The organism is Curtobacterium sp. SP.BCp (genome assembly GCF_051903255.1).
GTDB lineage: Bacteria > Actinomycetota > Actinomycetes > Actinomycetales > Microbacteriaceae > Curtobacterium.
The window spans coordinates 1286422-1299817 of sequence record NZ_CP194338.1 but is presented as its reverse complement, the minus strand read 5'-3'; the positions used below and the strand labels follow the sequence as shown (position 1 = coordinate 1299817).

Sequence of the window (13396 nt, the reverse complement as noted above, 5' to 3'; positions counted from 1 at the left end):
GGACCCTCCGACGCACGCCACACCTCACCGCACCCGGGCCCGGTACTCCCCCGGCGCACACCCCCGCGCACGGGTGAAGTGCGCGTAGAAGCTCGACTGCGACCCGAACCCGGCAGCGTGCGCGACCTCGGCCGTCGTCATCGACGTGGTCGCGAGCAACCGCTGTGCCTCGGCCACCCGGCACCGGGTGAGGTACTCGACGATCGTCGACCCGACGTCCTGCCGGAACACCGTCATCGCGTGGTTCGGGTGGAGGTGCGCCGCCGCGGCGACGTCGGCGACCCCGATGGGCTCTCGGAACCGGTCGACCACGAACCGGACCATGTCGATCACCCGGTCCATGCCGGCCGGCCCGTGCCCGCCGTCCGGCCGGAGGTCGATCGTGTCCCGGTGGTGCCGGAGCAGTCGACGGACGAACGCCTGCGCCTCGAGGCCGGCGATCAGCTCGGCCCCGTCGTCGGCGAAGTCACGCTGCCACGACCGGAACATCGACTCGACATCGCGTCCGGCGGCGATCGCCGGGACGAGCACCGGCCGGTTGAGGAGCATCGCGCCGAGGTCGTGGTCGGGCAACCCCCACGCCAGCACGTCCCCGAGCGGGATGTGCGCCCACAGGAAGTCCCCTGATCCCGCTCCGGCACCCGGCCCCTCGCCGACGAGCTGGTGCGGCGTCCAGCCCCAGAAGAGCGCGACCTCCCCTGCGTGGACGGACACGTCGGTGCCGCCGAAGCGGTAGTCGAGTCGCCCGTCGAGCACGAGGTTGATCTCGAGGTCGTCGTGCCGGTGGGAGGACAGCATGACGGGCGCCGGGCCGCGATGGCTCCAGTAGGCCGCTTCCACCGTCTCGACGTCGAGCACGGCCCGAGCCTACGTGAGCGCACCGATGGCCGGACGGCCGCACCGGAGGATCCTGGAACCGTGGCCTCCGAAGCCGGATGCACCGTCGACGCCCCGTTTCCTAGCGTCGGACCATGACCAAGATCACCATCATCGGCGCCGGCGGCTTCGTCTTCCCCTTCCGCCTCATCGGCGACCTCGTCAGCTTCCCCGCCCTGCAGGACGCGACCCTGCACCTCATGGACCTCGACGCGGGCAGGGTTGCCCGCACCGCGAACGCCGCCCGTGAGCTGGTCGCACACCACGGCCTCGGCGTCGAGGTCCTGGAGACCACCGACCGTCGTGAGGCGTTGGCCGACGCCGACGTCGTGATCATCACGTTCCAGGTCGGCGGCGTCGAGTCCTACCGGTGGGACGTCGAGATCCCGCGGAAGTACGGCATCGACCAGGCGGTCGGCGACACCGTCGGACCCGGTGGGGTGTTCCGGTTCCTGCGGTCGGTGCGGGCCTACGAGGACATCGCACGCGATGCGCTGGAACTCTGCCCGGACGCGCAGTTCATCAACTACGCGAACCCGATGGCCATGGCCACGGCCTTCCTCAACGCCAAGGGGCTGCGGACGGTGGGTCTGTGCCACAGCGTGCAGGGCACGACACGGATGCTCGCCCGCACCCTCGACGTCCCCTACGACGAGATCGAGTACGTCTGCGCCGGCATCAACCACCAGGCGTGGATCCTCGAGTTCAAGCGACGCAGCGGTGAGGACCTGTACCCGCGGCTCCGCGAGGTCATGACCGCGAAGCACCAGCGCGGCGTCGCGGCGGCGGACCTGCACGACGACGACGGCGACCACAGCGAGGCCGCGGCCGCCGCGAGCAACTACGAGGGTGGCAACGAGCAGGTCCGCACGCAGCTCATGCGGTCCTTCGGGTACTTCGAGACGGAGTCGAGCCACCACGCGAGCGAATACGTGCCGTACTTCCGCAAGGACCCGGAAACGGTGCTCGAGTACATCCCGGAGCGCTGGGACTACTTCGAGATCTGCCTCGCGCACGACGAGCAGGGCGACGTCGACCAGCAGCTCGAGAAGCTCAAGGCCGACCTGTCGCCGTCCGTCGAGTACGGCGCGAGCATCGTCAACGCGATCGTCACGGGCGTCCCCGCGGTGGTCTACGGCAACGTGCCGAACAACACCGGCGTGATCAGCAACCTCCCCGCGGAGGCCTGTGTCGAGGTCGCCTGCCTCGCCGACGGCAACGGCGTCACCCCGACCTCGTTCGGCGAGCTCCCCCCGCAGCTCGCGGCCCTCAACCGGACGAACACGAACGTGCAGACCCTTGCCGTCCGCGCGGCGCTGACCGGCGACGTCGAGCACGTGCACCACGCGGTGGCACTCGACCCGCTGACGGCCGCGCACCTGACGCTCGACCGCATCGCCGAGATGACCGACGAACTCCTGCACGCCCACGCGGCGCTGCTCCCGGAGTCGTTGCGTCCGGTGGACGCGGTCGCGGCGCCGCAGGCGACGACCGGCCGGGAGGCCCGCCCCGCCCTGGTCTGAACCGTCGCGCCCGACGTGGGGTCGGGTCCTGGACGCGACCCCACGTCGCAGCGCGCGATGACCCGGGTGCGCACGCCGCGCCTCCCGGCCGATCCGAACGGCACCACGACCTCGAAGGAGAGGACCATGCCGACCCGACCACCCCGTCAACCCGCCGGAGGGCAGCTCGCCAGACGCGGGTTCCTCGCGCTCGCCGGCATCTCGATGGCCGGCGCGCTCGCGGCCTGCGCCGGCCAGGTCACAGCAGCCACCGGCGGCACGAAGCACATCCGGTTGTCCACCTGGAACATCCCGACCGACATCACGAGCTACCAGGCGATCGCGGACGAGTTCGTCGCGGAGCACCCCGGGACGAGCGTCGCGGTCGAGGTCACGACCGGCCAGTTCCACCAGTGGTTCATCACACGGCTCGCGGCGGACCTCGCTCCCGATGTGATCCGCATCACGCCGCAGCAGATCGGCCGGTACGCCGCGAACGGCAGCCTGGTCGACATCTCCGGGGCGATCCCGGCGGACTACCGATCGGACTACAGCGATCCGTTCTGGGCGATCGGTGCCCGGGAGGACGGCATCTACGGCGTCTTCCAGCACACCGACAACTTCATCACCTACTACAACCGCGACGTGATGGAGCAGATCGGGGTGACGCCGCCGACCCGGCTCGACGACGCATGGACCTGGAACCAGTTCCTCGACGTCGCGAAGGAGGTCAAGCAGGTCACCGGCAAGTACGCCTTCGGCTACGGCTGGTCCGCGCCGGAGACGGCCTACCGCTGGCTGCCGTTCGTGTACCAGAACGGGGGCGCGTTCCTCGGTGAGGACGGTGCCACCCCCTCGATGGACACGCCGGAGGCGATCGACGCCCTGGCGTTCGGGCGGCGGTGGTACGCCGAGGGCCTCGCGACCACCGGCAACCTGTCGAAGAGCGGCGGCGGGGACGTCTCGCGCAACCTGTTCCTCACGGGGCAGATCGGCATGATGCTCAACAACCCGGAGTCGATCGTGCAGCTCGACACCGACATGCCGGACAACTGGGGCACGGCGCCGATGATCCGGAACGTCGGCGAGGCGAGCGACCTCGGCGGCAACGCCCTCGCCGTGACCAAGTCGAGCAAGCACCCGGAGCTCGCGGCCGAACTCGTCGCGATGATCACCTCGCGGTCGAAGATGCAGCAGTTCTGCCACGACGGCAACTGGCTGCCAGCCCGGAAGTCCCTCGACGCGGCGGACATCGGGTACGCGTCCAACTCGGACACCATGCAGCGGTTCATCGACCAGGGATCGACGATCCCGCTGTCGATGGTGAAGGCCGAGAGCGGGCAGTACTTCTCGTCGCTGAACGCCGTGTTCGCCGACTACCTCGACCTGTGCCTGCTCGGGCAGCTCAGCCCGAAGGAGGCCTCGAGCCAGATGATGGAGGCGATGCGCAGTGTCACTGCGAACTGAGACCGGGCCGGTCCGCACGACTGCGTCGACCGCACCGCCCACCGGAGGACTGCCCGTCGGCGGTGCCGCCCGGCGACGCCACGGCAGGTTCGTCCCGTGGGTGTTCGTCGGGCCCGCGGCACTCCTCTTCCTCGGGTTCTCGCTCGTCCCGATCGTCACCGCGATCGCCCTGAGCTTCCAGGACTCCAGCACCTCGCTCGGCGACGGCACCTGGGTCGGCGGGAAGAACTTCGTCGACATGGGTTCCGACCCGCTCATCGGCACGGCGCTCCGCAACACGCTCGTCTTCACCATCGGGACGGTCCCCACTGCGATGGCGATCGGACTCGCCCTCGCGGTGGCCCTGAACCGACCGCTGCCCGGGCGGTCGGTGTTCCGAGCGCTGTTCTTCGTCCCGATGGTCGCCGCCGGTGTCGTGGTGGGCGTCATCATGTCGTGGATCTTCAACGGTGACTACGGCGTCGTGAACAACCTCCTCGACGCCCTCGGGCTCGGGCGGGTGCCGTGGCTCACCGCGCCGGGCTGGGCGATGGCGACCCTCGTCGTGGTCGTGGTGTGGACCCGCATCGGGTTCTGCATGGTCATCTACCTCGGCGCGCTGCAGTCCGTGCCGGCAGAGCTCAAGGAGGCGGCCGCGATCGACGGCGCCTCACGGTGGGTGCGGTTCCGGACGATCACGTGGCCGTTGCTGCGACCGACGACGTCGATTCTGCTCATCCTCAACGTGGTGTTCTCGCTGCAGGCCTTCGACGTCATCTACGTGATGACGGGTGGCGGCCCGGGGTTCTCCACGACCGTCCTCATCCAGTACGTGTTCCGGTCTGCGTTCATCGACGCACGCATGGGCTACGCGGCAGCGCTCGGGCTGGTGCTCGTGGCGATCCTGCTCGTGTTCACGCTGCTCCGTCAGCGGGCCACCAAGAAGGCAGAGGAGGCCATCTGATGGCGCTGTCCGTCGCGGGCTCGACCCGCGCCTCCCGTCCGACCGCCGCGCGGCGGAAGCCTCGCCCGGGCCGCTGGGTCCTCGTCGCCGGACTCACCGCGCTGGCGATCCTGATGGTCTTCCCGTTGTACTGGATGGTCGTCTCCGCGCTCACCCCGGGCGGCCAGTCGCAGAGCGGCACGTTCTCACTCTTCCCGACGAGGCCGACGTTCGAGAACTACACGCAGGTGTTCAGCACGCAGCCCGTGTGGCGGTGGCTGGGCAACTCCGCGCTCATCACCTCGGTCGGTACGGCACTGAGCGTCGTCGTGTCGCTGATGGCCGGGTACGCCCTCGCCAAGTTCCGCTTCGTGGGTCGCGGGCTGCTCTACTCCGCGTTCCTCGTGACGATCATGATCCCGATCCAGGTCACGCTGGTGCCGAGCTTCCTCGTCGTCGCGAAGATCGGACTGGTCGACTCCCCGTGGGCGGTGATCCTGCCGACGGTGTTCGACGTGGTGGGGATCTTCATCGCCCGGCAGTTCATGCTCGGCGTCCCCGATGCCCTGATGGAAGCTGCGCGGCTCGACGGCGCCGGTGAGTTCCAGACCTTCTTCCGTGTCGTGCTGCCGACGTGCGGTCCGCTCGTCGGTGTACTCGTGATCCTCGGGTTCATGACGCGGTGGAACGACTTCCTCTGGCCGCTCGTCGTGCTCCAGGGCAACGAGAACCTGACCGTGCCGGTCGCACTGTCCACGTTGACGAACAACCCGGCGTTCAGCTCGCCGTGGGGCGCGGTGATGGCGATCGCGACGGTGACGGTGCTGCCGCTGCTCGTCGTGTTCCTGGCCTTCCAGCGGCAGTTCGTGCAGGGCATCGCGTCGACCGGCATCAAGTAGGCGTCGTGCGCGGGCGGCCCGAGCCGCCCGCGCACGGTGTCCCCTCCTGCGCCGACGGTCGGGCCGACCGCAGTACGGTCGGGCCCGACCGACGACGACGGGAGGCCGAGCTGATGAGTGTGCTGCTCCGGGATCGCCCCGGCGAGTGGACGTGGGCCCGCCGGAACGGCCTGTTCCTCGCGAACGCGACGGTGTTCCTGCTGTGCTTCGTCGGCATGGTCCTCGCCGGCTGGCGGGTGTCCGTGCACGACGCGCTGCTGCACCGCGAGGCGGTCGAGTCGCTCTGGGGGTTCCTGGCGAGCGGTGACTTCGCCGAGGCGACGTTCGAGAACTGGGAGAGCGAGTTCCTCCAGATGGGGTCGTACGTCGTGCTGACGACGTTCCTCTTCCAGAAGGGGTCGAGCGAGTCGAAGTCCCTCGACGACGACGCCCCGCAGGACGCCGACCCACGGGAGCACGCGGGCGAGCGCCGCGCGCCGTGGCCGGTCCGTCGCGGCGGGGTGGCGCTCGTGCTGTACGAGAACTCGCTGCTGCTCCTCTTCGCCGTGCTCTTCGTCGCCAGCGTCGTCGGGCACGTCCTCGGCGGTGCTGCGGCGTACAACGAGGAGCAGGTCGAGCACGGCGGCGCGGTGGTGACCGGCTGGCAGTACCTCGGCACGTCGCAGTTCTGGTTCGAGTCGATGCAGAACTGGCAGTCCGAGTTCCTGGTCATCACCGTGATGGTGGTCGCGACCGTGTGGCTCCGGCAGCGCGGGTCGAGCCAGTCGAAGCCGGTGGCGGCACCGGACACCCAGACCGGCGACTGACCCCGACGCTCCGGCAGGCCCAGGCCCAGGCCCAGGCCCTGGCCCAGGCCCGTCAGTCCGCCAGCAGGAACGCCGCGAACCGGTCGATCGTCCGGAACGCCGCGGCGCTGCCCTCGTCGTTGAGGTGCCCGTGGAACGTCCCCGGCTCGACCGCGTAACGCACCGCGACACCCGCAGCCCGCAGTTCCTCGGCGAACGCCGCACCGCTCGCCCGCAGGTCGTCCCGCTCGGAGTCGACGATGCAGGTCGGCGGGTACCCCGTGAGGTCCGCCCCGCCCGCGAACACCCCGTCACCGGCGCCGTGGGCGTGGTTCGCGTTCATCTGCCGCACCGCCTCCGGAGTGAAGCGTCGTGCCGGCTCGACGCCGACCATCGCCGCCGCGAGCTCGTCGGACAGCGGCGGCAGCTCGGCGTGCACGGTCGGGTACGCGAGCAGGACCTGCCTCGGGGCCTCGCCGTCGGCGACGAGCCGGAGCGCTGCGGAGGCCGTGATCGAGGCCCCGGCGCTCGCTCCCCCGATCGCCCAGTCCCGGCCCCCTGTGTCGAGGGACGCATCGCCGCGGACGGTGGCGAGGACGTGCCGCACCTCGTCCTGCGGCACCGGGAAGTGCACGCCGTCGGGGCGCTCGTCGCTCGGCGCGAGGCGGTACTCGACCTCGACGGTCGTGACGCCGCGGGCAGCGAGCTCGCGGGCGGTCTGCACGGACTCGGGCATGTCGAGGTCGCCGAACATGAACCCGCCACCGTGCGACCAGACGAGTGCGGCGCGCGCGGGGCCGTCGGTCGTGTGGACCCGGATGCGCAGCCGCCCGTGGGGTCCGTCGAGGGTGCGTTCGGTCGTCGTCATGTCGTGTCGTCCTCGTCACGTCGGGCCGCGGGTCGGCGGCGGTGCGTGCCGTCACGGTACCGGACGACGGCGGCGCGCTGCGCCGGCAGCGGGCGGTCCGGAGGCACGGTGCAGGTGAGCAGGTCCGCGCACCGGCACCGCGCCTCCAGGCCGTCACGCCGCGACGCGGCCCCTGCGCGACCGCAGCAGACCGGCGACGACGATGCCTGCCGCGAGCGCCGTCAGGAGGACCCCTGAGACGGTGAGTCCGTCCTGGAAGTCGGCGAGCCGGGCCGCCGACGAGGCGCCGGCGGTGATGCTCCCCGGGACGAGCGCGGCGAGGACCGTCCCGACGACGGTCGTGCCGGCGCCGGTCGCGACCTCGCTGGACGTGTCGACGAGGGCGGCGCCGATGGACGTGCGGTCCGCCGGGAGGCCGTGCAGGACGTCGTTGCCGGCGACCGCGCCGACCACCCGCATGCCCGCCCCGACGAGGACGAGGGCGACGGCGATCCAGGCGTAGCCGGCACGGCTGCCGGCGGCGGCGACGGCGAGGCCCGCGACGACGGCGGCGGCGCTCGTCCAGGCTGCGGTGCCGGTGCCGACCCGCTCGACGAACGGACCGACGAACCGGCCGCCGACGAGCAGGACGACGACCATCGGCAGCATCGCGATCGCCGCGGCGGAGGGCGCCCAGCCCCAGACGTACTGGAGCTGCAGGGTCGTCAGGTAGGTGAGGCCGGACACGGCGAGGCCCGCGGCGGCCTTGTACGCCAGGCCGCTCGCGACCAGGGGGCGGGCGAGCAGGGCGAGGTCGAGGAGCGGACGGGCCGCCGCGCACTCGCGCCACACGAGCGCCCCCGCGGCGACGATCGTGGCGACGAGGGCCGCGGTGCCGACGGCGGGCCCGGCCTCGACGAACGCCGTCGGGGTGAGGAGCGCACCGACGAGCGTGACGGTGCCGAGGACGGCCCCGGCGACGTCGATGCGGTCGGGGTGGAGGTCCTCCGGGCGGTCGGCGGCGATGCCGGCGCGGATGCCCACGATCGCGAGCAGGGCGACCGGGACGTCGACGAGCAGCAGCGCCTGCCAGGGGACGACCGCGAGCGCGAAGCCGCCGACGGTGGGACCGACCGCGTAGCCGACGAGGCCCGCCGTGGAGATGACGGTGAGGGCGCGGATGCGGAGGTCCTGCCGGTCGAACAGCCGGAACGCCAGGGCCATCGAGCCGGGGGTGGTCATGGCGGCGGCGAGGCCGGTGACCGCACGGACGGCGATGAGTTCGCCCGGCGTGTGCACGAGGGCGGTGGCCGCGCTGGCGACGGCGAGCAGGACGAGGCCCGTGAGCATCACCCGGCGGCGGCCGAAGCGGTCGGCGACGGCGCCGAAGAGGAGCATCGTGGCGCCGAACACGACCGAGTACGCGCTGGTCACCCACTGGAGGCCGACGGTGGAGGCGTGGAGCTCACGGCCGACGGTGGGCAGCGCGACGGTGAGGACGGCGTTGTCGAGCATCTCGAACAGGAACACCGCGGAAAGGCCGGCGAGAGCGAGCCAGGCGTCACTGAGACGGGCGGGGGCTGGGCGCTCCGTGCGGGCGGGGGCCGTGGACCGGGACGTGACGGACATCGGGACTCCTTCGTGGTGAAGAAGTAGCGGCCCGTTCGGTGCCGTGTCCGTGCGCCCTCGCGGGCGGTTTTCCCTCTGGGGTGAGTGTCACACGCCGGCGGCGCCGGCGCAAGCCGCGGGTCAGGCGGTCGTCGCCGCGGGCTTCGCGCTGAACTGCTGTACGAGCTCGCGCTTGAGCACCTTGCCGCTCGGCCCCAGCGGGAGCGCGTCGAGCACGTGCACCACGCGTGGGTACTTGTACGCGGCGATCTCCGCGGCCACCATGTCGATCAGCTCCTGCGGCGTGACCGTCGCGTCGGCGCGGAGCACGACCGCGGCCTCGACCTCTTGTCCGTGCTGCTCGTGCGGCGTGCCGAACACGGCGGCCATCGCGACGTCGGGATGCCGGGCGAGGACCTCCTCGACCTGGCGCGGGTACACGTTGTACCCGTTGCGGATGATCATGTCCTTCGTGCGGTCGACGATCGTCAGGTAGCCGTCGTCGTCCTTCGTGCCGAGGTCACCGGTCCGGAACCAGCCGTCGACGATCGCGGCCTCGGTGTCCTCCGGACGGTCGAGGTAGCCGTTCATGAGGTTGTGGCCGCGGATGACGAGCTCACCGATCTGCCCGTGCGGGAGCATCACGATGCGGTCCTGCGTCTCCGGGTCGGCGATCTCCACGTCGACGCCCCACACCGGGGTGCCGATCGTGCCGGGCCGCGGTGTCGTCCCGACGTGGTTGAACGACGCGACCGGCGAGGTCTCGGTGAGGCCGTAGCCCTCGTGCACCGGGGCGTCGAAGACCTGCTGGAACTTCTCGAGCACGGCGAGCGGCAGGGACGCCCCACCCGAGATCGCGTACCGCAGCGGGGGCCGGGCATCGGTGCGGGTGGCGGCGTCGAGGAGCGCCATGTACATCGTCGGCACGCCCATGAACACGCCGGTGCCGTGCTCGACCATCGCTGCGAGGGCGCCGTCGCCGTCGAACTTCGGGAGCAGGACGATCGTCGCGCCGACGCGGAAGCCCGTGTTCATCGTGCAGGTCTGGCCGAACGTGTGGAACAGCGGGAGCGCGCCGAGCAGGACGTCGCCGCGGTGCAGGTCGAACGTGCTGAGCAGGTTCGTGTTCGCCTGCTCGAGCAGGGCGAAGTGCGAGCCCTCGGCGCCCTTCGGGTGGCCGGTGGTGCCGCTCGTGTAGAGGATCGTGGCGGTGTCGAACGGGTCACGGGGGACGTAGGTGTCGAGCGGTTCGGCGGCCTGCGCGAGGTCCTCGAGCCGGTCGGGCGCGTCGAGAGCGGCCTGCGCGTCGGGACCGGCCGTCGCGTCGGCTCCGGCGCCTGCCGACGCGTCGGGCCCCGCGGCCGGCGGAGCCAGGACCGTGACCACGTCGACCCCGGCGAGCGCCGCGCCCGCCGCACCCTCACCGAGGAGCGGCGCCGCGCACACGAGCAGCGAGACGTCGGCGTCCCGCAGCACGTACTCGATCTCGCCGCGCTTCAGGAGCGCGTGCACCGGGACGATGACGGCCCCGAGGGCGAGGGTCGCGTAGTAGACGCGGGGGAAGTCCTCGACGTTCGGGACGAGCATCGCGACCCGCGAGCCCTCCCGGATCCCGCGCGCCCGGAGTGCGCCCGCGTACGCGAGGGTCTGCGACCAGAGCTCGGCGTAGGTGGTGCGTCGGTCACCGACGACCACGGCGACGTCGTCGGGGAACCGGCGCGCCGACTCGGCGAGGATCGCCGCGACCGAGGCGGTGGCCTGGGAACGGCGGGGGCTGTGCTGGGTGTCGGTCATACCGGTCTCTCATCTCCGTCGACGGACGCGTGGCCCGATCCTACGGCCGCCGCTCGGACGGCGTTCCGTCGCCGTGGTCCCCACGGGCGCGTCGCAGCGTCTCGCTCGGCGCCTCGCCGAACCGCTCCGCGTAGTTCGCGGCGAAGCGGCCGAAGTGGCCGAACCGCCACCGTCGGGCGACGTCGCGGACGTGCGTCCCCGGCTCGGCGAAGCGGAGGTCGGTGCGGGCGCCGTCGAGCCGCTCGGCACGCAGCCGTTCCATCGGGGTCTCGTCGAACCGGCGGCGGAACGCGCTCTGCAGTCCGCGTTCGCTCAGCCCGACGGCTGCCGCGATGTCGCGGAGGACGATCGGGTCCGCGGCGTGCTCGTGCATCCAGTGGGCGGCGCGGAGCGCTGCCGAGGACTGCTCCTCCGGGTCCGCGCCGAGCAGCGGGAACGCGTCGACGACCGACGCGGCGATCTCGGCGTTGAGTTCGTCGCGGTGTGCGCCGTCGACCTGTTCATCGGTCAGCGCGGCGGCGCGGTCGCGGAGGATCGCGCGGAGGGGTCCGAGCGCGGACGCGATGTCCGGCTGCTGGCCGAACACGAGTGGGCCGTGCACGACCTGGTCCCGCCGGGCGAGGGCCTGCCGGAGGATCCGGTCGGACAGGTGCAGCATGGTGATCTTGCGGGTGTCCGCGGTGAACCGGTAGGGCACGGAGGCCGAGAGCACCACGGGGTGCCCGGGCTCGGCCGTGAGGGTCGAGCCGTCCGTGCAGTCCTCGATGGTGGCGGTGCCGTCGCCGATCCAGAAGACGATGTGGTCCGGGCGGGGGTCGAGCCGGCCCGAGCGGGTGCCCTCGACCTCGGCGCCGCGCATCGACACGTCGGCGTCACCGGCTCCCACGTACCGGTAGGCCTCGAGCGCGCCGCCGACGCCGTCCACGATCCCGTAGGTGCGGTCGATCTCGGGGCTGCGGTTCTCGCTGATGGTCTCGACACGGAAGCGACGGAAGGACGGGGTGTGCTCTCCCGGTGCCGACGTTCCCATGGGGGCATCCTGGCAGGTCGCGCGTTCGGGGACGGAGCGACGCCCCGGAGACGCGTCGCTGCGGGGTTCCCGTCGTCCGGACACGGGGGTTGCAAGGTGCTAACTTTTTTTTGTTAGCACCCAACTCGCACCGCCGACCCGAGCAGGAGCCCTCATGTCCGTCACCTCACCCACTCCGACACTGATCGCCGACATCGCGGCCGAGATCGGCTACGCCGACATCGCGGCTGCGCCCGAGGAGTACACGGCGATGATCGCCGGCATGCTCAGGGTCTACGACGCCCTCGACGCGGTCCCCGAGGACGACACTCGCCCGGGCCGCGCGCCGGTCGAGTACCGGATCCCGTCCGGGGCCGAGGATCCGCACCACGCGTGGGAGGTCCGCACGTCCGTCCGCGGTGCCGAGGTCGGTCCGCTCGCCGGGGTCCGTCTCGGCGTGAAGGACAGCATCCTCGTCGCCGGCGTCCCGATGCGGAACGGCTCAGCCGAGCTCTCGGGCTTCGTCCCGGACGAGGACGCGACCGTCGTCACGAGGGCCCTCGCCGCAGGGGCCGAGATCGTCGGCAAGACGACCAACGAGTACTTCTGCATGTCCGGCGGCAGCCACACCGCTTCGTCCGGCGTCGTGCACAACCCGCACCGGATGGGCTGGTCCGCCGGAGGCTCGTCGAGCGGCAGCGCCGTCGCGCTCGTCACGGGCGACGCGGACATGACCCTCGGTGCCGACCAGGCGGGGTCGATCAGGATGCCGGCGTCCTGGTCCGGGGTCGTCGGACTCAAGCCGACCTACGGCCTGGTGCCGTACACCGGCATCGCCACCCTCGACGCGTCCTTCGACCACGTCGGCCCGATGACCCGCACCGTGACCGACAACGCACGGCTGCTGAGCGTCATCGCCGGCCCCGACGGCTTCGACCCCCGCCAACGCGACGTCGTCGTCGGCGACTACCTCGCGCAGCTCGACGAAGGCGTGACGGGGCTGCGGATCGGGCTCCTGCGGGAGGGCTTCGGGACCGAACACGCCGAAGCGGCAGTCGACCGCACGGTCCGTGCTGCCGCCGAGGGACTCCGCGGAGCGGGCGCGGTCGTCGAGGAGGTCTCGGTCCCGCTCCACGCCCTCGCGCCGGCGCTCTGGACCGCGATCGCGATCGAGGGGATGGCCGAGACGGTGCTCCGGAACCAGGGCTTCGGGTTCGGGCGGCTCGACCGCTACCCGGTCGACATGATGCAGCGCCTCCTCGACCACCGCGGCGACGCCGACGCCCACCCCGCGAACGTCCGACTGTTCACGCTGGTGGGCGCGTACGTCGACCGTCAGGCCGGACGCCTCCACTACACGAAGGCGATCAACCGGGCTCGTGTACTCCGCGCCGCGTACGACGAGGCCCTCTCACGCTTCGACGTGCTCGTCACCCCGACAACCCCGCAGACCGCGCGGCCGCTCCCGGACCCGGCACACGGAGCCGGAGCCGCGATCGGCGCGTCGATCGAGATGTCCGCGAACACCACGCCCTTCAACGTCACCCACCACCCCGCCCTCAGTGTCCCATGCGGCACCGTCGACGGGCTGCCGGTCGGCATCCAGCTGATCGGGAAGCACTTCGACGAAGCGACCCTCTTCCGCGTCGGTCGTGCACTCGAGCGCGTCTGACCACCTCGAGCCGGT

At 71.6% G+C, this 13396-nt stretch carries 11 protein-coding genes; 6 read left to right on the top strand and 5 right to left on the bottom strand.

The annotated features are described in order from the left end of the window. Window positions 1-24 precede the first annotated feature (24 nt). Window positions 25-858 carry a helix-turn-helix domain-containing protein gene (locus ACRQ4C_RS06415; protein ID WP_290132247.1) on the bottom strand — a complete coding sequence of 278 codons (834 nt, stop codon included), beginning with the start codon at window positions 856-858 and terminating at the stop codon, window positions 25-27. A 113-nt stretch (window positions 859-971) separates the two neighbouring features. Here ACRQ4C_RS06415 and melA point away from each other — a divergent pair, with 113 nt between their 5' ends. From melA to ACRQ4C_RS06390, 5 genes are all read left to right on the top strand, one after another. After that, window positions 972-2399 (top strand): alpha-galactosidase, encoded by a 1428-nt coding sequence (melA, locus tag ACRQ4C_RS06410; RefSeq protein WP_439690530.1) that lies wholly within the window; start codon window positions 972-974, stop codon window positions 2397-2399. Between the two features lie 126 nt (window positions 2400-2525). Further along, window positions 2526-3845 (top strand): ABC transporter substrate-binding protein, encoded by a 1320-nt coding sequence (locus ACRQ4C_RS06405; RefSeq protein WP_439690529.1) that lies wholly within the window; start codon window positions 2526-2528, stop codon window positions 3843-3845. Further along, window positions 3829-4788, top strand: coding sequence for a carbohydrate ABC transporter permease (locus tag ACRQ4C_RS06400; RefSeq protein WP_439690528.1), 960 nt, complete (start codon window positions 3829-3831; stop codon window positions 4786-4788). The genes ACRQ4C_RS06405 and ACRQ4C_RS06400 overlap by 17 nt, the downstream gene beginning before the upstream one ends. Further along, window positions 4788-5666 carry a carbohydrate ABC transporter permease gene (locus ACRQ4C_RS06395; RefSeq protein ID WP_258027681.1) on the top strand — a complete coding sequence of 293 codons (879 nt, stop codon included), beginning with the start codon at window positions 4788-4790 and terminating at the stop codon, window positions 5664-5666. Before ACRQ4C_RS06400 ends, ACRQ4C_RS06395 begins: the two co-directional genes overlap by 1 nt. A 113-nt stretch (window positions 5667-5779) precedes the next feature. Further along, window positions 5780-6472, top strand: a complete 693-nt coding sequence (locus tag ACRQ4C_RS06390; RefSeq protein WP_439690527.1) for a DUF6766 family protein — start codon at window positions 5780-5782, stop codon at window positions 6470-6472. Window positions 6473-6524: 52 nt separating this feature from the next. Here the strand turns inward: ACRQ4C_RS06390 and ACRQ4C_RS06385 are convergent, their stop codons facing one another. The 4 genes from ACRQ4C_RS06385 to ACRQ4C_RS06370 form a co-directional block, all read right to left on the bottom strand. Further along, a complete protein-coding gene (locus tag ACRQ4C_RS06385; protein ID WP_439690526.1) occupies window positions 6525-7319 on the bottom strand; it encodes an alpha/beta hydrolase in 795 nt (264 codons plus the stop codon). Between the two features lie 153 nt (window positions 7320-7472). After that, on the bottom strand, window positions 7473-8927 hold the full coding sequence (locus tag ACRQ4C_RS06380) for an MFS transporter (protein ID WP_439690525.1): 1455 nt from the start codon (window positions 8925-8927) through the stop codon (window positions 7473-7475). Between the two features lie 120 nt (window positions 8928-9047). Beyond that, window positions 9048-10700, bottom strand: a complete 1653-nt coding sequence (locus tag ACRQ4C_RS06375) for a long-chain-fatty-acid--CoA ligase (protein ID WP_439690524.1) — start codon at window positions 10698-10700, stop codon at window positions 9048-9050. A 40-nt stretch (window positions 10701-10740) separates the two neighbouring features. After that, a complete protein-coding gene (locus tag ACRQ4C_RS06370) occupies window positions 10741-11730 on the bottom strand; it encodes a helix-turn-helix transcriptional regulator (RefSeq protein ID WP_439690523.1) in 990 nt (329 codons plus the stop codon). 154 nt (window positions 11731-11884) lie between these two features. Here ACRQ4C_RS06370 and ACRQ4C_RS06365 point away from each other — a divergent pair, with 154 nt between their 5' ends. Beyond that, the gene (locus ACRQ4C_RS06365) at window positions 11885-13381 is read left to right on the top strand and encodes an amidase (protein ID WP_439690522.1); all 1497 of its coding nucleotides are present in this window, start codon (window positions 11885-11887) and stop codon (window positions 13379-13381) included. Window positions 13382-13396 lie beyond the last annotated feature (15 nt).

What these genes read in the sequence shown, in the direction of transcription:
- melA (WP_439690530.1), top strand. Translation starts at nt 972, where the DNA reads ATGACCAAGATCACCATCATCGGCGCCGGCGGCTTCGTCTTCCCCTTC.
- ACRQ4C_RS06405 (WP_439690529.1), top strand. Translation starts at nt 2,526, where the DNA reads ATGCCGACCCGACCACCCCGTCAACCCGCCGGAGGGCAGCTCGCCAGA.
- ACRQ4C_RS06395 (WP_258027681.1), top strand. Translation starts at nt 4,788, where the DNA reads ATGGCGCTGTCCGTCGCGGGCTCGACCCGCGCCTCCCGTCCGACCGCC.
- ACRQ4C_RS06390 (WP_439690527.1), top strand. Translation starts at nt 5,780, where the DNA reads ATGAGTGTGCTGCTCCGGGATCGCCCCGGCGAGTGGACGTGGGCCCGC.
- ACRQ4C_RS06385 (WP_439690526.1), bottom strand. Translation starts at nt 7,319, where the DNA reads ATGACGACGACCGAACGCACCCTCGACGGACCCCACGGGCGGCTGCGC.
- ACRQ4C_RS06380 (WP_439690525.1), bottom strand. Translation starts at nt 8,927, where the DNA reads ATGTCCGTCACGTCCCGGTCCACGGCCCCCGCCCGCACGGAGCGCCCA.
- ACRQ4C_RS06375 (WP_439690524.1), bottom strand. Translation starts at nt 10,700, where the DNA reads ATGACCGACACCCAGCACAGCCCCCGCCGTTCCCAGGCCACCGCCTCG.
- ACRQ4C_RS06370 (WP_439690523.1), bottom strand. Translation starts at nt 11,730, where the DNA reads ATGGGAACGTCGGCACCGGGAGAGCACACCCCGTCCTTCCGTCGCTTC.
- ACRQ4C_RS06365 (WP_439690522.1), top strand. Translation starts at nt 11,885, where the DNA reads ATGTCCGTCACCTCACCCACTCCGACACTGATCGCCGACATCGCGGCC.